Origin of the sequence: Candidatus Nitrosacidococcus tergens, from assembly GCF_902810445.1 — a bacterium.
GTDB lineage: Bacteria > Pseudomonadota > Gammaproteobacteria > Nitrosococcales > Nitrosococcaceae > Nitrosacidococcus > Nitrosacidococcus tergens.
On record NZ_LR778175.1, the window covers coordinates 507,683 to 528,076 of the forward strand.

The window sequence follows — 20,394 nt, forward strand, 5'->3', positions numbered from 1 at the left end:
TTAATTTAGTTTCTTGAGTAATTTTAAAGTAGGTGCTGGCAATCCTAACTGGTACGCTTCTTTAGTTGAAATCCAAATTTTCTGATTAGATTCGGCAATATTATTATGCTCACTGCTAACTTGTACTAAAACAGGATAAATATCTAAAATAAAATGAGTAAAGCGATGACGTAAAGAAGGTAATTTTTTAATACTCTCTATCTGATAATTAAACTGATCATCGCACCAAGTCTCCAGATTAGCTTCCAAAGAACATTCTGGAAAACTCCATAATCCTCCCCAAATACCTGCAGGAGGACGATGTTCAAGAAATATTTCTTGTTGATGATTACATAAAATCACCATTTGAGTAGTTCGTAAGGATAGGGATTTTTTTTGAGGTCGAGGTGCAGGGTAACTACCTTGAGTTCCTAAAAAATAGGCTTTACAAGAATCTTTGATGGGGCAAATAAAACACTTGGGTTGTTGTCGAGTACAAACTGTAGCACCTAGATCCATTAATGCTTGAGTATAGTCAGCAACTCGATGAGTAGGTAGCAGCTCTTCAGCATATTGCCATAGTAGTTTTTCAACTCGAGAATGGCTAGTCCAATCATTAACAGCATATTGCCGGGTGAGAATCCGTTTTACATTACCATCTAAAATGGGGTAGGACTGATCTAATGCCAGGGCTAAAATAGCTCCTGCGGTAGAACGGCCAATACCTGGTAGTTTTATTAAATCCTCAAAATGGGAAGGGATTTCTCCATAAATATGCCAAGCTATTTGAGCTGCTCGATGCAAATTACGTCCTCTTGCATAATAGCCTAATCCCGCCCAAAGCCCTAAAACTTCATCTACGGATGCTTGAGCAAGATAAGACAAATCAGGGAAACGTTCTATAAAACGCTCATAGTAAGGAATTGCAGTAGTAACTTGGGTTTGCTGCAGCATAATCTCCGAAACCCATACTCGATAAGGGGTAGGATTTATTTTCCAAGGAAGATGTTTACGTCCATAGAAATCAAACCACTCGAGGAGCAATTGGCTAAAATTAGCTAGATTTTCTTGTTTCAATAATTTAAAAAATAATGCCCACCTTAATAATTAAGATGGGCGAAAAAAGTAAATTTTGGGTAAGCTAGCTATTTAAATAATCCTTTTATTCCCTTTTGGATCGCATTATCTAGTGCTTTTCCTGAATTAGAGTTACCACCCGAATCAGATGGATTAGAGTTTTCATTATTATCAGGTTGCCCTAAAATCCCTTCTAGAATACTTTGGCCTAAGCCTTGTTTTCCGTTGGAATTATTTCCAGCATCTGCAGGTGTTGCAGTTCCTTGATTACCATTTGGCTGACCTAAAATATCTCCTAATAGGTTTTTTCCTAAGTTTTTTGCGCTACCATCTGATGCTCCTGAATCTTCTCCCTTCTGGATACCCAAAAGATTACCAATTTTACCCTTGATTGCTTGTCCTGCTCGTCCCTGCATTACCGTACCCATATCCACATCATATTTTAATTGACTTAAAGTACCACTTACTTTTACCGGTACAGTAGTATCTTTTAAGCTAGGCAGATTTACCTTCAGTAGATAATCTACTTTTTCATTAGCAAGATTTGCTGTTCCCAATCCTGTTGCTTTTAGTGCAGGCGATCGAATATCTAAATCAGAGTTTTTCAATACACCATCTACAGCAGAAAGTGTGCCTTTTAATGAGCTAAACTTAGTTTCTTCTCCATTATCAGTAGGGGCAGCGGCTAATGATTGTAGAGACTGACTAAGAGAATCTCCTGATGCTAATCCCGCAATAGCACCGATACCAGATTGGATCATTTTAACAATATTCACCCCTCTAATTGCTCCATCGGTGAATGAAAATTCAGCAGAGCCATTAAGATGCTGTTTCATAGCATCTGAGGACACACCAGCAGCAGTAAAATTAGATGCAAAATGGGTAGTACCTCGAATAGCTGTGCTCCCAGAATAATCCTTAAGTAGAGGGCCTACTTGAACATTAGTAAGTTTTTCTTGAGTTGCAAGTTGAGGTACTGATCCTCTTACATCTAAATGTACATTACCATTAAAAGAACCTTGATAAAGATCAGCAGCCATCGGATCAATACTGACTAAGCCATCTTTACCCACTAAATCCACTTGAACATTTTGTGTGCGTAGCCCTTTAAAAATAAGCTCTCCTATTTTAAATGAGCTATTTATATTTAAAGCCCGAAGGGTATCAACAGGTAGTTCACTTGAAGCTGAGGATGTACTCACACTTGCTGTTTTTGATGGAGATCCTCCTAGCTGTTTATTTACTGGAGGTAAATAGCGATCAACATTAATTTTATCTAGGCTCAGATCCGATTGAATTCTAGGACTTACAAAATCATAGATTGACGCTGATCCTTGTAAGGTACTTTCATCCAGTTTAAAAGTCAGCTGTTGTGCATCAAGACTGGTGGGTGAAGCCAAAAACCCTAAATTTACTTGAGCAGAAGTTAATGCTGATTTATCTGCAGTTGATGGTAAATCAATGGCAAGTGTTTGTGCCACCTGGCGTAAATTAAACTGATTACTTGATATCTGCCCGGTAATATGGGGCGCACTTAAAATTTGAGTACCGTTGATTTGCCCAGCAAGATTTATCCCTAACGCAACTAAATTTAAATTTTGTACAGCAAGAGTTTCTTTATTTAAGTCAATATCAATACCAGTACTTAGTCCTGCATTTACAGGGTTAGGAAATTTAGCATCCTGTGCTTTTGTATCTAATTTTAATCCTTTAAAATGATATTGTTTTTTGTCAAGGTCTCCCTCTAACGCAGTAGTTAAATTAATTTGGGTATTCTGAGGTTTCTTTACTTGGCTGGCAAGTTTTAAAGTATCAGCTTTGAGTTGATTTTTCACTAAAGAAATAGTGGGAGAATCTAAGCTAATATTTGCTTCCTTATCCCCTTTGACTTGGCTAGTGAGTTTTAAATTATTAATTGTGTATTGCTCTTGAGCTAAAAATGCTTCGATATTTGCTCCAAGCTGGAGTGTTACTTGATCTACAGGGAGTGCCGATCCTGATGTAGTAAGCTTTAAATCCGTATTTTTAAGTTGATAGTATTTTTTATCCGTATTAGCAGTAATGTTTGCTCCAAGCTGTAAATCCAGCATTTTAATAGGCAATTTTGCACTATTACTAGTTAATTTAAGATAAGTGTTTTGAATTTGATAGCCATTCTGCTGGGTAGGGGTAATACTTCCACTAAAATCTAATCGCCCATTAAGCTTAGGCTCAACAGCACTAAAAGCACTACCTAATTTCACAGGTGTAGTTTTTCCGATAGTAAGTGGAACTGCACCTGCATTGATATCTCCCTTAATTTTAAGAGTACGTAGCACCCCGACAAGGGATTTTTCCTTAGTAGTTGTGGTTTTAGGAGGGAAATAACGATCTGTATCTATTTTATCTAAAGTAAAATCATAATGAATAGCAGGTTGATTAAAATCCTTTACTGAAGTAACTCCTTGCAAAGTGCTGCTATCTAGCTTTACAACCACTTTATTAGCATTCAAGCTAGTTTTGGAAGCAATAAATCCTAACCCTAACTGTGCTGTAGTTAATGCAGTTTTATCTGCGGTAGGTGATAATGTAATCCCTAGGGAATCAGCAATTTGCTTTGGGTTAAACTGGTTACTTGCTAGATTACCGCTAAAGATTGCTTTATCCCCTAGTATTTGGGTACCAGTCACTTGCCCCTTAAGCTTTACTCCAAAAGCATCCACTAATAAATTTTGCAAAGCTAAGGTTTCTTTATTTAGATCCACACTAATTCCACCAGTACCCACACCAACATTAATCGGTTTAGAGGATTGTTCATTTTTGGCTTGAGCTCGGAGGATTAAATTTTTAATTCCATAGCGTTTAGTTTCTAAGTCTCCAATTATAGAACTCTTTAACGCAAATAAAACTTCTTGAGGCTGTTTTGTTTTACCTACAAGTTTTAAGTCATCTATTTTAAGGAGTCGATTTTTGAGTAGAGCAGCTTTAGGTGAATCTAAAGAAAACCGTACTGCTTGATCTCCTTGCACATCTCCAGTTAATTTTAGACTATTGATTGTGATTTGTTCTTTAGCTAAGAAAGCATCGATGTTAGCCCCTAATTGTAGTGCAATTTGTTGTACTGGTAAGTCACTACCAGAGGCAGTAAGTTTTACGTTAGTATTTTGAACTTGATAATATTGATTATCTAAATCAGCGTTCACGGTACCGCCGAAATCTAAATGCCCACTCATGCTAGGATCATTGGCATTAAAGTCTGTATTTAACGCAATATTGGCAGGCTTACCCATCTCCAAAGTATCACTGGTGATATTAAAATGATTAATATCGTAGCTCTTCTTTTCTTGATCATCTCGGTAGCTAATATGGGCATCTTTAATACTAATCCCACCAATCGTTATCCCCGCAATGGCCATAGAGGACTTTTTATCTTTACTCTGATCTTCATCTTCTGTAGGTGCTTTGGAGGATTGCTCTTCTTTCTTAGGCTGAGATAAATCTTCCCAGTTGGTTTTGCCTTGAGCATTTTTAATGAGATTAACATCTAATCCATCAAGAATAATAGTGCCTATTTCTATTTCCTTCTTTAATAAAGGAAGGATTTTTACCTTAACTTGAATGTCATCTAGTTTTGCAAAGGAGCTTTGGCCAAAACTTGGTGGATTGCTAAGACTAACGTCTTCTATTTTTGCCCCTAACCAAGGAAAGAAGCTGAGGTTAATATCTCCTCCAAGGCTAAGGTCTCTGCCAGTGGCTTTTTTGACTTGTTCGGCAATTTGAGGCTTGTAGTTATTGGGGTTGATAATAAATGGGGCTGCGATTGCCGCTATAATAATCAGCAGTAGAAGTATTCCTACTGTAGTAAATAGTATCTTTAGCAGTTTCATCTTTTTATCCTTTTTGGATTACATGATTAATCACTGTAGAAAATTTTAAAAAACTTACCAAGTTAATAGTACTAAGTAACTGCAACAACAATTATGTTGTTCTCTAAAATAAATTTTTCGATTATAACCTATAGTGCAAATGGTCATAATTATCTAGGTAGGTGCTACTCTTAGCTCTAAAATTAAGTAAAATTATTCTATTATACCCGATGAAATATGAGTTCTAGAACTAATTTGCTCCCGAAATAGGCAAGCATAAGAAAGAAGAAACCACTTAAAGTCCAACGTATTGCAATTTGTCCTCTCCAACCAAAACGCCAGCGACCCCATAACAAATTGCCAAATATAAGCCAAGCAATAATTGAAAATACAGTTTTATGAGCAAGGTGCTGAGCAAACATATTCTCTAAAGGAATAATGCCACTAAATAAACTTAAGGAAAGTAAGATAAATCCTAAAGTAAGGAGCTGAAATAAAATACTTTCCATAGTTTGTAGGGGGGGGAGAACACGAATAAATCCTCTTAAGCGTTTGTTACGAAGGTAGTTATCTTGAACTGCAAGCAAAATAGCCTGCATCGTTGCTAAAGCACATAGACTATAAGCAAAAAAAGAAAGTAAAATATGGATTTCAAGCGGTTTTTCTGTGATGCTTAATTCAGCACTATAGGGGATAATAATATGATTTTCTGGAAATAAATTTTGCAATCCTAAAGCAACTGCTGCAAAAGGGTAAATACCTATCCCCATGTTTTCTACCGGCTGTCTTAAGCTAGCAATAATTAGCAGTACTGCCATTAACCAAGCTACAGTAGATAAAGCATTAGTTAGGCTTAGATTTATACCAGCTGGGGTAAAAAGAAAATCTCTTAGTATTAAGGTATGAAAAACAATACCTATAAATCCACAAATACTGACTAATTGTTTATGGCTATTTTTTGGATTTTTTGTATTCGTACTAAGTAAATAACGTACTAGCAACATACTCGCAGTACAATAGCATATCACCCCTGAGATGGTCTCAAAAAATATAAATTGCATAACAATACATAATATAAATAAGTATTAAGTCATCTAGATATAAATTCTACCACTACATTACTTTTAACTTTATATTAAAAATAAGTGGTTACTTACTCTAGCGGATTTTCGTATTGCTCTATTTCCCTACAAAATTAAGTATTATCTGAAAATATTCATAAACTTACCCTAAAGAGGATATATTATGTTTGATAATTTAACAGACCGTCTTGGTCAAACATTAAAGCAGTTGCGAGGACAAGCACGTCTTAGTGATGAAAATATCAAGAATACCCTGCGGGAAGTTCGTGTTGCCTTATTAGAAGCAGACGTTGCTTTACCCGTTGTTCGAGATTTTATTACTAAAGTGCAAGATCGAGCAGTTGGTCAAGAGGTTGTAGGTAGTCTTACCCCAGGACAAGCTTTTATTAAGGTAGTATATGATGAATTAGTAGATACCATGGGGGAATCTACTCAAGGGTTAAAATTAGATACTCGTCCTCCTGCAATTATTTTAGTTGCTGGTCTACAAGGTTCAGGAAAAACCACTACAGTAGCTAAACTTGCTCGTTGGCTTACTGAACAAAAGAAAAAATCAGTACTTATTACCAGTGCTGATATTTACCGACCTGCTGCAATTCAACAATTAGAAACTTTAGCCAACGAGATTGGCGTTCATTTCTACCCTAGCCAAACTAATCAAAGCCCAATTACCATAGCTAGAGGAGCGATTAGACAGGCACAAATCCAAATGTTGGATGTACTTATAGTAGATACAGCAGGGCGACTCCATGTTGATGACGAGATGATGACAGAGATTAAAGAGCTTCATCAGGCAATTTCTCCAGTTGAAACCTTATTTGTTGTAGATAGTATGACTGGACAGGATGCTGCAAACACTGCTCGTGCTTTTAATGAGGCTTTAGATTTAACAGGCGTGGTACTGACTAAGGTAGATGGAGATGCTCGAGGGGGAGCAGCACTTTCAATCCGTCATATTACTGGTAAACCCATTAAGTTTATTGGTCTTGGAGAAAAAACTACAGCACTTGAATTATTTCACCCAGATCGGATTGCATCTCGTATTCTTGGTATGGGGGATGTACTAAGCCTTGTTGAAGAGGTGGAGCGTCAAGTTGATAAAGAGCAAGCAGAAAAATTAGCAAAGAAACTTAAAAAAGGTAAAGGCTTTGATTTAGAGGATTTTCGCTTGCAATTACAACAGATGAATAAAATGGGAGGTATAGCTAGTCTCTTGGATAAGCTTCCAACAATGAACCTACCCGCCAATGCGGTAAATAAAATTAATGATAAGGAGTTTGTCCGATTAGAGGCGATTATTAACTCTATGACATTCCAAGAGCGTCGTCAGCCAGAGATTATTAAAGGATCACGAAAAAAGCGTATTTCTACAGGATCAGGCACTCAGGTACAAGATGTAAATCGCTTACTAAAGCAGTTTACTCAAATGCAAAAGATGATGAAAAAAATGTCTAAAGGAGGAAAACTTGCAAAATTGATGGGTGGCATGAGTAGCAAGGCAATGCCTAGGCTACCATTTTAAATAGATACTTTTCAAAAAAGTTGGGTTAGCGTAAAATCTACAAATTTATTTAAAGATTACTAGGAATATGAATCTATGGTAGTTATTCGCTTAGCTCGGGGTGGTGCAAAAAAACGCCCTTTTTATACTATTGTGGCTACTGATAAACGTAACAGGCGAGATGGACGATACATTGAACGATTAGGTTTTTTTAATCCTATTGCTGCAGGTGGAGAAATTCCATTAAAAATAGATGTAGAGCGTGTAAATTATTGGTTGTCTCAAGGTGCACAACCTTCTGAACGAGTAGCTCAATTAGTAAAATTCTATAGTAAGGAAAATCATAATTAAGTACTAAATCTGATTACTTTAACAAGTAGAGTGAAAGATGATTTTTGTCTATATACTCTAGTTGGGAAAATCTTAGGACTATATGGGGTTCGAGGTTGGGTAAAAGTCTATTCTTATACCGATCCCCCAAGTAATATCCTAAGTTATAATCCTTGGTACTTAAAGAAAAATAATGACTGGCAGACATTTACTTTAGTAGATGGGCATATCCATGGAAAAAAAGTTGCAGCTTGCTTAGAAGGAATAACTGATAGGGATTTTGCAGCACAATGGATAAATTGTTCAATTGAAGTAAAGCACGATCAATTAGCTCCTCTAGAATATGGAAAGTATTACTGGACAGATTTAATTGGACTAGAAGTTGTCACACTTACTGGATATATCTTAGGCCAAGTAGTTCAATTGCTAGAAACGGGAGCAAATGACGTACTAATCGTAAAGGGTGAGCGAGAGCGGTATATTCCTTTTTTGCTTGAATCCACAATAAAGCAAGTTGATCTTACTAAAAAGGTAATCATTGTAGAGTGGGATTTAGATTTTTAAGTAAATTTGATTTCACTTAAAAATGGAATATATGAACTTTGGTGTCATCAGCCTATTTCCAGGAATGTTTTGTGCACTAACACAGTACGGTGTAGTAGGAAGAGCAATAAAGCGAGGGATTTCTACTCTAGATTTTTGGAATCCAAGAGACTTTTCTCCTAATCCTCATAATACGGTTGATGATCGCCCCTATGGGGGTGGGTGTGGTATGGTAATGAGTGTTCAACCCCTCCACGACGCTATTTGTGCGGCTCGACTAAAACTTGGGAATTCGTGTAGAGTAATTTATCTCTCACCGCAGGGAAAAAGGCTAGATCAAACAGGACTAAATACATTATCAAAATATAACAAACTTATTCTAATAGCAGGTCGTTATGAAGGTATAGATGAACGACTTATAGAGATGGAAGTTGATGAGGAGTGGTCAATTGGGGATTATGTATTAAGCGGTGGAGAGTTTGCTGCAATGGTACTTATCGATGGTTTAACTCGGCTCCTTCCAGGAGTTTTAGGCAGTGAGGAATCAGCCTATCAAGATTCCTTTACAAATGGATTATTAGACTATCCTCACTATACCCGTCCTAAGATTATAGGGGACTATCAAGTACCTGCGGTGCTACTTAGTGGTAATCACCTAGCTATTTATCGCTGGCGCCTAAAACAATCTTTAGGAAGAACGTGGGTAAAGCGCCCAGACTTACTTAATACATATACGCTCACCCAAGAGCAGGAATACTTACTTAGGGAATTTATTCAGGAATATCAGGAAAATAGAGAGTATAAAAATGGGTAATAAAAATAGTATTATTGAAGCAATTGAGGCAGAACAGCTTAGGCAGGATATACCAGACTTTAACCCTGGCGATACTGTACAAGTGAACGTGCGTGTCATTGAAGGGGATCGGGAGCGAATTCAAGCATTTGAAGGTGTTGTTATTGCGAAACGAAATCGTGGCCTTGGATCAGCATTTACCGTACGTAAAATTTCCTATGGAGAGGGCGTAGAGCGAGTCTTTCAAACTCATAGTCCTACAATTGCTAATATTGAGGTAAAGCGACGAGGAGATGTTCGTCGAGCAAAGCTTTATTATTTACGTAATTTAAGAGGTAAAGCGGCTCGAATTAAAGAAAAAATCACTGTTAAAACTTAATTACGAGCATGATCCACGATGGATATGTAGCAGTTTTTACTACACCATTGGGTAAATTAGGTATATCTACTTGCGAGACTGGAGTAACTGGTTTATCGTTTTTACCACCGGAAACTCCAGACTTTATGGCAGCTACGTCTCTAGTAAAAAAAGTTTTCTCACAACTTCAAGCATATTTCATAAATCCTCAGATGAATTTTGAGTTACCCATGCTACCCGAAGGCACTTTCTTTCAAAAAAAAGTATGGCAAGCTTTATGTACTATACCAAGTGGTACCACATTAACCTATGGAGCATTAGCACAACAGCTTAAAACAAGCCCTCGTGCTATTGGAGGGGCTTGCCGTTCTAATCCACTACCTATTTTTATTCCTTGTCACCGAATAGTGTCTCAACAGGGGCTGGGGGGATACAGTGGTTCTGTAGAGGGTCCTAACTTAGATATTAAATCCTGGCTATTGACCCATGAAGGGCATTCTATTGAGTATGGCTGATTGTGGCTATGATCAAAAATATCTTACCCATTTTTTAGATTCTCTACGTTGGGAATCAGGGCTATCAGAAAATACCCAATATGCTTATTATTATGATTTAAATCAGTTTTTCAATTGGCTATTTCTGCAAAAAAAAACAATACTTGATGCACAACAAGAAGATCTACGCAATTATCTGTTTCATCAAATAGATAGCCATTATAAACCACGGAGTATTGCTCGTACCGTAGCGAGTTTACGGCGCTTTTATCGCTACCTAGTTCTAGAAGAAATTTGTAATAAGGATCCTAGCTCCTTTATCCAAACACCTAAATTAGGGAGATCTTTACCAAATTCGCTTACTGAAGCAGAAGTGGAATCTTTGATTACTGCACCTAATATATCTTGCTCATTAGGAATGCGGGATCGTGCTATGCTGGAAACCTTGTATGCTACAGGACTAAGGGTATCAGAATTGGTTAATCTTACTTTAACGCAGATTAATTTTCGCCAAGGTGCTGTGCGAATAATGGGTAAAGGTAATCGGGAGCGATTAGTACCTTTAGGGGAAGTTGCATTAAGTTGGTTAGCTCGTTATAGAGATGAAATTCGCCCAGAGATTCTTAAAGGGCAAGCAAGTGAATTTTTATTTCTTACGCAAAGAAAAGCAGAGATGACAAGGCAAGGATTTTGGTATTTGATTAAGCGTTATGCACAACAGATAGGTATTAATAAGTCGCTTTCTCCCCATACGCTACGCCATGCGTTTGCAACTCATTTATTAAACCATGGTGCAGATTTAAGAGTAGTGCAAATGCTGTTAGGACATACTGATTTATCGACAACTCAAATTTATACTCATGTGGCAAAAGCTAGATTACAACAACTTCATCAACGATATCATCCCCGAGGGTGACATTAGGACAAGTTTAATTTCAAATGGTTTAATTAGAGAGAGGATATAACATGCCTTCTTTTGATATTGTCTCCGAAGTAGACAAGCATGAATTAAAAAATGCAGTTGATCAAGCTAATCGTGAAATTAGCACACGCTTTGATTTTCGTGGGGCTGATGCCGTGATTAAGGAATCAGACGGAGAGCTTATTCTTGAGGCTGAAAATGAATTTCAACTCCAGCAAATGAGCAATATCTTAGATACTAAACTAGCTAAACGAAATATCGATGTTAACTGTTTAGAAGCTAAAGAGCCAGAAGTTTCCGGCAAAAGCGCACGACAGACTATTCAAATCCGTCAAGGAATTGATAAGGATATCGCAAAAGAAATTACTAAATTAATTAAAGAGAGTAAGCTTAAGGTACAATCAGCTATCCAAGGGGATCAGGTGAGAGTATCTGGCGGTAAACGAGATGATTTACAGCAGGTCATTGCAATTCTAAGAGAATCTAAAGTTAGCTTACCTCTGCAATATATTAATTTTCGTGATTAATAAAAAGCACAAAATTTATTCTATGTACTTAATATTTAATTCTATTTTTCTAAGTATATTAATTACTTTTTCTAGTCTAGGAATTGCAGATGAACAGCAAGAAAATTCTATTAAAGAATCCCTAAAAAGATGGGCACCTGATGCAAAACCTCAGAGCATTAAATCCATTTCTGTACCTAATCTCTATGAAGTCATACTAGATGGGCAAATATTTTATCTAACTCAGGATGGACGCTATGCTATTCAAGGACAGATAATTGATTTAGCCACTCGTACTAATTTAACAGAAAAGCGAGTAAAAGCGATTCGAGCAGCTGCTATTAGTGAACTAGATGAAAAGGATATGATTGTCTTTACGCCTAAGGATCCTAAATATACTGTAAATATCTTTACTGATATTGATTGTCCCTATTGTCGCCAAATGCACCAGCACATCGATGAATACAATAAACTTGGGATTAAAGTACGTTATCTTGCTTTTCCTCGTGCAGGAATCGGTTCATCATCCTATGATAAAGCAGCTAATGTATGGTGTGCTCAAGATAAACAAAAAGCAATCACTTTAGCAAAAGCAGATAAACCTATAAAAAATACTGCTCAGTGCACTAATCCTGTTGCCGATCAATTCCTTTTGGGTGAGAAAATTGGTGTGAACGCCACTCCTACCTTTATTTTAAAGGATGGTACTATGATTCCAGGGTTTATTCGCCCAAGCTCTTTAATAAAATTACTGGAACAAAATGCTAATTCAGCAGGTTAATTCATTAAAGAAAAATTATCTCTACTATAGGCAAGGATACTTTTTCTATTAAACCAATCCCCTAAAACAATTCTTCGTTTTGGGTTATTGTTGATTGAAAATTCATGTATTCCTTGGTGATGGGTATGGCCATGGATAATCTGGGTCACTTGGTAATTTTGGATGACTTCTTCCACCTTATTTTGGTTAGCATCCATAATTTCTAATGGCTGACTCTGGGTATACTCTCTACTTTTTTGCTGTATTCTTTGAGCAATTGCTTGACGCTGGGATTTTGGTAAAGAAAGAAAGGTATTAATTATAATGGGGCGCCTAAAGCGAGCTTTAGATCTTTGATATACCTTATCGTCTGTACAGAGTATATCTCCATGGGTAAGTAAGGTAGGGGTGCCATAAAGGTCAATCACTATAGGATCAGGTAGAATTTGACAGCCACTCATTTTTGCAAATTCCTGCCCAACTAAGAAGTCTCGATTTCCCGGAAGGAAGTATATTTGCACTTTATTTTTAGATAAGCGATGGAGGGCTGAAGCTATAGCCAAGCCCTCATCTGTGGGTGCATCATCGCCTATCCAAGAGTTAAATAAATCTCCTAAAATATACAGTGCTTCTCCAGAAAACGTATCTTTAGCTAGAAATTCTAGAACTTGTTCTTGGGCATTTGGGTTTGTTGAGCTCAGATGTAAATCTGAGATAAAAAAGGTAGTCACAAAAACTTTTAATGAATTAATTTATTACGGATGCTTGCTGAATTACGATTTGTTTAAGTGGCACATCTGCATATCCATTTTGGCGACCTGTAGGTGTATTTTCAATCGCTCTTACTATGTCCATACCTTCAGTAACTTTCCCAAAAACTGCATATCCCCATCCTTGAGCTGTTTTACTTTGAAAGTTTAAAAACTTATTATCCGCAGTATTAATAAAAAATTGAGCAGTTGCTGAGTTTGGATCAGGAGTACGGGCCATAGCAATAGTACCTATTTCATTTGCTAAACCGTTGTCTGCTTCATTTTGGATAGATGGGTTAGTAGATTTTTGATTGAATGTTTCATCAAATCCACCCCCTTGAATCATGAAATTTTTAATTACTCGGTGAAAAATTGTGCCATTATAAAAGCCTTCATTTACATAATTTAGAAAATTTTTAACCGAAATAGGTGCTTTTTCTGGATTAAGCTCAATGATAATATCCCCTAGATTAGTCTCTAATTTAACATGAGGAGAAGATTTAAGACTTGAACTACCACCAGCAGCTTCAGCAGTCAATCCAAATATTCCCAATAATAAAAAAATAAATGTTCTTTGAAGTATATGCATAGAATACCTATAGTATTTAATTTCACGATAAATTGTGCTCTCCATTATACGAATAATATTGTAGAGTGAGCAAAACTTAATGAGATATATTTCTAATATGGCACTTTTTTTATGATTAAAACCCGCTTTGCACCTAGCCCGAGTGGCTTATTACATTTAGGAAATGTACGCACTGCCTTATTTAATGTGCTTTTTGCTAGTGCTCATCAAAGTATTTTTTTACTGCGAATAGAAGATACTGATCAAGAGCGAAGTGGTGAAGGGTATATTACTACTTTAATAAAAGATTTAAAATGGTTAGATCTGGCATGGCAAGAGGGTGTAGAAGTAGGAGGGAGCTATAGCCCTTATCGACAATCTGAACGAACTCAAATTTACCAGTCATACTTTGATCAGCTGGAAAATAAAAAATTAGCTTATCCTTGTTTTTGCTCACCTCAGGAATTAAAACAAGTACGTAAACGCCAACTTGCCTCAGGCCAACCCCCACGTTACCCAGGTACCTGTGCTAGGTTAAATTCAGATGAAATAAACAATAGGCAAACCAAGGGAATTAAACCTACTTTGCGGTTTCGAGTGCCTGATTCTAGCATTATAGAATTTACTGATTTAGTAAGGGGAGAGCAGCGTTTTACCGCTCATGATATTGGGGATTTTATTATTCGTAGAGCAGACAGCTCACCTGCATTTTTTTTCAGTAATGCCATTGATGATTCTTTAATGGAAGTTACCCATGTGTTACGAGGTGAAGATCATTTAACCAATACCCCTCGGCAAATTTTATTACTTCAAGCTCTCCAATTGTCTATTCCTCAATATGCTCATATTGGTTTAATTATTGGCCATGATGGAGCTCCTTTATCAAAACGTCATGGTAGCCGCAGTATCGCTGAGCTTAGAGAGGAAGGATATCTACCCCTTGCTCTATGTAATTATTTAGCTCGACTAGGGCATCACTTCGAAGATACTAGTTTTTTATCTTTAGCTACTCTAGCCAGTCAATTTAAGCTAGAAAATTTAGGAAAAGCACCTGCTCGGTTTGATGAATCTCAACTTATCCATTGGCAACGGGAAGGATTAATTCATAGTAATGCTGAAGCCTTAAAAGATTGGCTGGGAAATGATATTTTGGCACAAATTCCAGAGAATCAATATGAACAGTTTATCGAAGCAATAAGACCTAATATTCTCTTCCCTAAAGATACCTTGCGATGGATTACTGCTATTTTCGATGAAAAACTAAACTATAAGGATGAGTCTTTAAAAATTATTACTCAAACTGATTCCTCTTTTTTTACCCAAGCACTTAAAGCTATAGATTCCTGTGGTTTAGATTTTAAAAAATTCATTACTGAACTAAAAAATACTACAGAAACTAAAGGTAAAGTCCTTTTTCAACCCTTACGGGCTGCCTTAACCGGAGAATTAGATGGCCCAGAGCTCGCTTTGTTATTTCCATTGATAGGAGTTGAAAAAATTCACCAGAGATTAACCCAATGCCTGAATATATCTGGAAAATAAGGACTAATAAATGTTGCATATTTACAATAGCTTAACTAAGAAAAAAGAAAAATTTATCCCTATTGAACCGGGTAAAGTGCGGATATATGTATGTGGTATGACTGTATACGATAAAGCACATATAGGTCACGCTCGGGTAATGATTGTTTTTGACATAGTGGCTCGCTATCTCCGAGCCAGTGGATTTGAAGTCAATTATGTACGAAATATTACAGATATTGACGATAAAATTATTCAACGAGCTAATGAAAATAGCGAAAGTATTCAAAATTTAACTGCTAGATATATTCAAGCACTTTATAAAGATTCAAATGAGCTTCATATTATTCCTCCTAATAAAGAACCTAAGGCCACTGAATTTATAGCAGAGATTATTACCCTGATTGGGCAATTATTAGCAAAAAATTATGCCTACCAAGGAAAAAATGGGGACATATATTTTGATGTGCACCAGTTTAAATCCTATGGGTTGCTTTCTGGCAAACAACTTGAGGATTTACGAGCTGGAGAGCGTGTTGAGATAAGCGCAGATAAAAAAAATCCCTTAGATTTTGTGCTTTGGAAAATGACAAAACCTAATGAACCTGCTTGGGATTCTCCTTGGGGATTAGGTCGACCAGGGTGGCATATTGAATGCTCTGCCATGTCTCTTCATGAACTAGGATCTCCTTTTGACATTCATGGAGGAGGGCAAGATTTACAGTTCCCTCACCACGAAAATGAAATTGCTCAAAGTGAAGCAGCTACTGGACATAAATTTGTAAACTACTGGATGCACAATGGCTTTGTCCGTATTAATGATGAAAAAATGTCTAAATCTTTAGGGAATTTTTTTACTATTGAAGAGGTATTATCCTATTACCATCCGGAAGTATTACGGTATTTTATCCTTTCTAGCCACTATCGTAGCCCCCTTAATTACGCTGAATCTCAGCTTTCAATGGCAAAGCAAGCTCTAACCGGCATATATAGTACATTAAGAGGTGTTCCTACGAAAAAAATAGAAAATAAGCCATTAAGCTCTTTAGATCATCCACTAATAACTCGTTTTCGTGCAGCTATGGATGATGATTTTAATACCCCAGAAGCTCTTGCCGTGCTTAATGAAGCAAAGCGAGAATTAAACAACGCTAAATACAAGGATAATGTACAGCAAGATGAATTAGCAAAATTATTATACCTGATGGGCAGTACTCTAGGATTGCTAAATTCCGATCCAGAGGAATTTCTTCAAAGCCCAATACAAGCCCATGGAAACCAATACGTTTTTGTAGAACCAGTTCTTGCAAAAATAGAAAAAATGCCAGCTCATGCTGTTCAACTTCTTACAAATCAAGAAATAGAGCAGCTTATTCAACAAAGAGTAGAGGAACGTAAAAACAAAAATTGGCAAGAAGCCGATCGAATCAGAGATATTTTAAAAGAACAAAATATCACCATTGAAGATACTGCAACAAAGACTTTATGGCGACGTGGCTAGGCTATCTAGGTAACTCTATTTAGCTAATATTTTTATCCCGTTGCTCTGCTGCATAAAGGGTGTTTTGTAATAGGGTAGCAATCGTCATTGGACCTACCCCTCCAGGTACTGGAGTGATCCAAGCGGCCTGTTCTTTTGCTACCTCAAATTCCACATCCCCAGATAAAGCACCGTTTGTTTGGCGACTAAACCCCACATCAATCACAATCGCACCTGATTTAATCCACTCCCCTTTAATTAAATTGGACTTACCCACCGCAGAAACCACAATATCTGCTTTAGAAACATGCTGTGCTAGATCATTGGTCCAACGATGACAGTTAGTGACTGTACAACCAGCCAAGAGTAATTCTAAAGTCATAGGTCGTCCAACAATATTAGAAGTGCCAATAATAACCGCTTCTAATCCTTTTAGATCTTGCCCAGTATGGGCTAATAAAGTCATAATCCCATAGGAAGTACAGGGTCTTAGAGTAGGTACTCGCAACGCTAATCGTCCTATGTTGTAAGGGTGAAACCCATCCACATCTTTGCTAGGATAAATTTGCTCTATAATTTCTTCAGAGCGAATATGCTTTCCAAAAGGGAGTTGGACTAAGATACCATCAATTTCTGAATTTTCATTAAGCTGATGGATTAGATTAATCAACTCATTTTGAGTAGTATCTGCTGGTAAATCGTAAGATAAGGATTTAAATCCTACTTCTTCACAAGCTTTTCGCTTACTTCGTACGTAGGTTTGAGATGCTGGATCAGTACCTAAGAGGATGACTGATAACCCTGGTGGGCGTAGTCCAAGATTTATTCTTTTTTGAACTTGTTGTTTTATCTCTTTTCGCAGTGCAGTAGCAACTGCTTTACCATCAAGGATTTTAGCGTTCATAAAAATTATTTAATTATATACTATATAGTCAATGTATAATGTATTATAATTAAAAGAAATAAATATAACTGTAATCAAAATTATTCGAATTATTACCGCTTTATATTGACAGTTACATCTTCTTATCATCTGTATTTCGGGGTATAGCGCAGTCTGGTAGCGCATCTGCTTTGGGAGCAGAGGGTCGGGGGTTCAAATCCCTCTACCCCGACCAATTTTTTCGCTTGAAAATTCTATTTCGTTGTATAATTTATCTATCTATTAACCAGCGCCTGTAGCTCACTCGGATAGAGCATCGGCCTTCTAAGCCGAGGGTAGCAGGTTCGAATCCTGCCAGGCGCGCCACACCCATTTAGAGAGTAGCACTGTTGGAAGCAGAAACTATAACCTCCAAGATTTTTGAAGACGTTATTCACCGAAATCCAGGTGAATCCGATTTTCATCAAGCAGTAAAAGAAGTTCTTGAAACTTTAGATCCAGTACTTAAAAAGCATCCTGAATATGTGGATTATAAAATTATAGAGCGAATTTGCGAGCCAGAACGACAAGTTATTTTTCGAGTACCCTGGCAGGACGATCAAGGAAAAATTCATGTTAATCGGGGCTTTCGAGTGGGATTTAACAGTTTACTTGGTCCCTACAAAGGAGGGTTACGCTTTCACCCTTCAGTATATTTAGGCACAATTAAATTCCTTGCTTTTGAGCAAGTATTTAAAAATGCCATAACTGGCATGCCTATAGGCGGAGGAAAAGGTGGCTCAGATTTTGATCCTAAAGGAAGATCGGAAAATGAGATTATGCGTTTTTGTCAGAGTTTTATAACTGAGCTCTATCCCTATATAGGTGGAAATATTGATGTACCTGCAGGGGATATTGGGGTAGGAGCAAGAGAAATTGGTTATTTATTTGGTCAGTATAAAAGAATAACCCATAGCTATGAATCTGGGGTGCTCACAGGTAAAAATCCAAAATGGGGCGGATCCCTTGCCCGGAAAGAGGCAACTGGCTATGGCTGTGTATTCTTTGCCGATGAAATGCTCAAAGTACGTGGCAAAGCCCTTGAAGGAAAAAATTGCCTTGTTTCAGGTTCTGGAAATGTAGCGATTTATGCTATGGAGAAGCTAACGGCTCTAGGAGCTAGGGTAATCGCCTGCTCTGATTCTAATGGGGTAATTTACCATCCTCAAGGAATCCAATTAGATACAGTTAAAGAAATTAAAGAGGTTAAACGGCAACGAATTCATCTCTATACCCATGAATATAAGGAAGCTCAATATATTGAAGGGGGAAATATTTGGGATATTCCCTGTGATATTGCTCTACCTTGTGCCACTCAAAATGAGCTGGATGAAAACTCTGCACGTAAGTTAGTTGCAAACGGTTGTATTGCAGTAAGCGAAGGAGCGAATATGCCTACTACCCCCGGTGGCGTAAAAGTATTTCACGAGGCAGAAATTGCCTATGGGCCAGGAAAAGCCGCTAATGCAGGGGGAGTTGCCACTTCAGCATTAGAAATGCAGCAAAATGCCAGTAGGGATTCCTGGTCTTTTGATACGGTTGAACAGCGACTGCATAGTATTATGAGAAATATCCATCAGGAATGTTTCGAAACCGCTGCAGAATATGGCTATTCTAATAATTATGTAGTGGGAGCCAATATCCTAGGGTTTCGTCGAGTAGCAGAAGCCATGCTTGCTTTTGGTATTATTTAATTAGAATCATATAGAAAAAGCTCTTAGGGTTTAATACCCTAAGAGCTTTCTTTTTACTATGAGTATGCAGGTTGTATTTTTCTATTCTCTCTATTAGAGAAATAACCAATCCCAAATAAACCTAAAACAATTAAACTTAATGTTATAGGCTCTGGAATTGATGAACCTTCGTTTGTACCCATACTGATGTCAACATTAGCAATTGCAAGACCACTTTGAAAACTTGGATTGGTCCAGTTCACTACCCCAAATTCAAGATAATAATCACCCGGAGCAAGATTTTCTAAACTAGCGGTAATCCAGCCAGTTGAGCCACACGTATTGTTAGAGCTATCTGAATTGCAACGATAAATTGAGTTATCATTAGCAATAAACCCATCACCAGAAATTGGTGCCCAATTTGGAGCACCATTTATACTAGTGCCTTGAAAGAATGGGTTTGCTACTTTAGCAGTACCTGGAGTAATTATAGTAGTTTGTGGAGTGAGTGTTACACCCGAACTCACTTCAGGAAGATCATGGCCTGGAACCATATTTGTATCCGCATCTGTCGGTGTTCTTGCAGTAAATAATAATGCAACTAAATCACCATTAGTATTAAATAAGCCACCCCAACCATAATCATTATATGGGCTACTATCACTAGTGATATAATCAAAATCAAAGCTTAACTCTCCACCTTGGCTACCTACACTAAATGTAGATGAAGTCAGGGTAGTACCAGTCGAAGGGCATTGGCTTGTGCTTATTGAATTATCTGTACAATAATCCATGCCAGTAAGAGAGGCAGGCAAGGCTCCGGTATTATTTGTATCTATTTGTCCAGAGGATGTTTGGTTAGTAGTCACTAACCATTGATAAGAACTTGCCCCTGTAGGTATGGACACATCTCCACTAGAGTAAGTACCATTACTATCACTAAATGAGCCACCACTAAAGGTGCCACATTGATCGCTACGAAATTGATTCCCAGTAGCCATAGTGCCAGAACATGTCCAAGTGCCAGTGATAGGATCTGCACTTGATGGATTGATGATTCCTAAGCCAATTAGGCAAATACTAAGTTGGAAAATAGATGTTTTTAACAGTTTTTCTAAGATGGTTTTATGCATTTTTATTTACCCTATAATTTCTTTGTGTTGCATGTATATTCTAACCCTCTATATTAATAAATGTTTCATTTAGAGATAAATTGATAGTGTGCTCATCATCTCTAAATCTAAAGAGTGTCTAGAATAGTTCTGGTATAATACTGGAAACTCTATAT

Annotated in this window: 19 protein-coding genes and 2 tRNA genes; 14 read left to right on the plus strand and 7 right to left on the minus strand. The window is 37.2% G+C overall.

The window, feature by feature from the left end:
- The 3 genes from mutY to NSCAC_RS02600 all read right to left on the minus strand — a co-directional run bounded on the left by mutY (position 1) and on the right by NSCAC_RS02600 (position 5,905).
- A complete protein-coding gene (gene mutY, locus NSCAC_RS02590; RefSeq protein ID WP_197744873.1) occupies positions 1 to 1,056 on the minus strand; it encodes an A/G-specific adenine glycosylase in 1,056 nt (351 codons plus the stop codon).
- 68 nt (positions 1,057 to 1,124) lie between these two features.
- The gene (locus NSCAC_RS02595; RefSeq protein ID WP_197744874.1) at positions 1,125 to 4,922 is read right to left on the minus strand and encodes an AsmA family protein; all 3,798 of its coding nucleotides are present in this window, start codon (positions 4,920 to 4,922) and stop codon (positions 1,125 to 1,127) included.
- Between the two features lie 200 nt (positions 4,923 to 5,122).
- The gene (locus NSCAC_RS02600) at positions 5,123 to 5,905 is read right to left on the minus strand and encodes a cytochrome C assembly family protein (protein ID WP_232085972.1); all 783 of its coding nucleotides are present in this window, start codon (positions 5,903 to 5,905) and stop codon (positions 5,123 to 5,125) included.
- 241 nt (positions 5,906 to 6,146) lie between these two features.
- Between NSCAC_RS02600 and ffh the strand changes: the two genes are divergently transcribed.
- The 9 genes from ffh to NSCAC_RS02645 all read left to right on the plus strand — a co-directional run bounded on the left by ffh (position 6,147) and on the right by NSCAC_RS02645 (position 12,211).
- The gene (ffh, locus tag NSCAC_RS02605; protein ID WP_197744876.1) at positions 6,147 to 7,505 is read left to right on the plus strand and encodes a signal recognition particle protein; all 1,359 of its coding nucleotides are present in this window, start codon (positions 6,147 to 6,149) and stop codon (positions 7,503 to 7,505) included.
- Positions 7,506 to 7,580: 75 nt separating this feature from the next.
- Positions 7,581 to 7,835 carry a 30S ribosomal protein S16 gene (gene rpsP / locus NSCAC_RS02610; protein ID WP_197744877.1) on the plus strand — a complete coding sequence of 85 codons (255 nt, stop codon included), beginning with the start codon at positions 7,581 to 7,583 and terminating at the stop codon, positions 7,833 to 7,835.
- Between the two features lie 30 nt (positions 7,836 to 7,865).
- Positions 7,866 to 8,378, plus strand: coding sequence for a ribosome maturation factor RimM (gene rimM, locus NSCAC_RS02615; protein ID WP_197744878.1), 513 nt, complete (start codon positions 7,866 to 7,868; stop codon positions 8,376 to 8,378).
- A gap of 31 nt (positions 8,379 to 8,409) precedes the next feature.
- A complete protein-coding gene (trmD, locus tag NSCAC_RS02620; protein ID WP_197745275.1) occupies positions 8,410 to 9,171 on the plus strand; it encodes a tRNA (guanosine(37)-N1)-methyltransferase TrmD in 762 nt (253 codons plus the stop codon).
- Positions 9,164 to 9,529, plus strand: coding sequence for a 50S ribosomal protein L19 (rplS, locus tag NSCAC_RS02625; RefSeq protein ID WP_197744879.1), 366 nt, complete (start codon positions 9,164 to 9,166; stop codon positions 9,527 to 9,529). Before trmD ends, rplS begins: the two co-directional genes overlap by 8 nt.
- 8 nt (positions 9,530 to 9,537) lie before the next feature.
- Entirely contained in the window at positions 9,538 to 10,023 is a 486-nt protein-coding gene (locus NSCAC_RS02630) for a methylated-DNA--[protein]-cysteine S-methyltransferase (RefSeq protein WP_197744880.1), read from the plus strand.
- Complete coding sequence (gene xerD / locus NSCAC_RS02635; protein WP_232085973.1) at positions 9,995 to 10,918, plus strand: site-specific tyrosine recombinase XerD; 924 nt, start codon at positions 9,995 to 9,997, stop codon at positions 10,916 to 10,918. Before NSCAC_RS02630 ends, xerD begins: the two co-directional genes overlap by 29 nt.
- A gap of 50 nt (positions 10,919 to 10,968) precedes the next feature.
- The gene (locus tag NSCAC_RS02640) at positions 10,969 to 11,451 is read left to right on the plus strand and encodes a YajQ family cyclic di-GMP-binding protein (RefSeq protein ID WP_197744881.1); all 483 of its coding nucleotides are present in this window, start codon (positions 10,969 to 10,971) and stop codon (positions 11,449 to 11,451) included.
- Between the two features lie 22 nt (positions 11,452 to 11,473).
- A complete protein-coding gene (locus tag NSCAC_RS02645; RefSeq protein ID WP_197744882.1) occupies positions 11,474 to 12,211 on the plus strand; it encodes a DsbC family protein in 738 nt (245 codons plus the stop codon).
- On the opposite strand, the gene lpxH is transcribed toward NSCAC_RS02645, so the two are convergent.
- Positions 12,208 to 12,921 (minus strand): UDP-2,3-diacylglucosamine diphosphatase, encoded by a 714-nt coding sequence (gene lpxH, locus NSCAC_RS02650; protein ID WP_197744883.1) that lies wholly within the window; start codon positions 12,919 to 12,921, stop codon positions 12,208 to 12,210. The genes NSCAC_RS02645 and lpxH overlap by 4 nt on opposite strands.
- Before the next feature lie 16 nt (positions 12,922 to 12,937).
- Positions 12,938 to 13,531 (minus strand): peptidylprolyl isomerase, encoded by a 594-nt coding sequence (locus tag NSCAC_RS02655; protein ID WP_197744884.1) that lies wholly within the window; start codon positions 13,529 to 13,531, stop codon positions 12,938 to 12,940.
- Between the two features lie 111 nt (positions 13,532 to 13,642).
- Here NSCAC_RS02655 and gltX point away from each other — a divergent pair, with 111 nt between their 5' ends.
- Both gltX and cysS read left to right on the plus strand, forming a co-directional pair.
- Complete coding sequence (gene gltX, locus NSCAC_RS02660; protein WP_197744885.1) at positions 13,643 to 15,052, plus strand: glutamate--tRNA ligase; 1,410 nt, start codon at positions 13,643 to 13,645, stop codon at positions 15,050 to 15,052.
- A gap of 10 nt (positions 15,053 to 15,062) precedes the next feature.
- Positions 15,063 to 16,532 carry a cysteine--tRNA ligase gene (gene cysS, locus NSCAC_RS02665; RefSeq protein WP_197744886.1) on the plus strand — a complete coding sequence of 490 codons (1,470 nt, stop codon included), beginning with the start codon at positions 15,063 to 15,065 and terminating at the stop codon, positions 16,530 to 16,532.
- Between the two features lie 19 nt (positions 16,533 to 16,551).
- On the opposite strand, the gene folD is transcribed toward cysS, so the two are convergent.
- Positions 16,552 to 17,415 (minus strand): bifunctional methylenetetrahydrofolate dehydrogenase/methenyltetrahydrofolate cyclohydrolase FolD, encoded by an 864-nt coding sequence (gene folD / locus NSCAC_RS02670; RefSeq protein ID WP_197744887.1) that lies wholly within the window; start codon positions 17,413 to 17,415, stop codon positions 16,552 to 16,554.
- A 137-nt stretch (positions 17,416 to 17,552) separates the two neighbouring features.
- Here folD and NSCAC_RS02675 point away from each other — a divergent pair.
- The 3 genes from NSCAC_RS02675 (at position 17,553) to gdhA (ending at position 19,127) form a co-directional block, all read left to right on the plus strand.
- A tRNA-Pro gene (locus tag NSCAC_RS02675) sits at positions 17,553 to 17,629 on the plus strand.
- Positions 17,630 to 17,683: 54 nt separating this feature from the next.
- A tRNA-Arg gene (locus NSCAC_RS02680) sits at positions 17,684 to 17,760 on the plus strand.
- A 23-nt stretch (positions 17,761 to 17,783) separates the two neighbouring features.
- Positions 17,784 to 19,127: an NADP-specific glutamate dehydrogenase gene (gene gdhA, locus NSCAC_RS02685; protein WP_232085974.1), complete on the plus strand. Its 1,344-nt coding sequence runs from the start codon at positions 17,784 to 17,786 to the stop codon at positions 19,125 to 19,127.
- A gap of 56 nt (positions 19,128 to 19,183) precedes the next feature.
- Here gdhA and NSCAC_RS02690 read toward each other — a convergent pair whose 3' ends face one another.
- Complete coding sequence (locus NSCAC_RS02690; protein ID WP_197744888.1) at positions 19,184 to 20,239, minus strand: NF038132 family protein; 1,056 nt, start codon at positions 20,237 to 20,239, stop codon at positions 19,184 to 19,186.
- Positions 20,240 to 20,394: the final 155 nt, after the last annotated feature.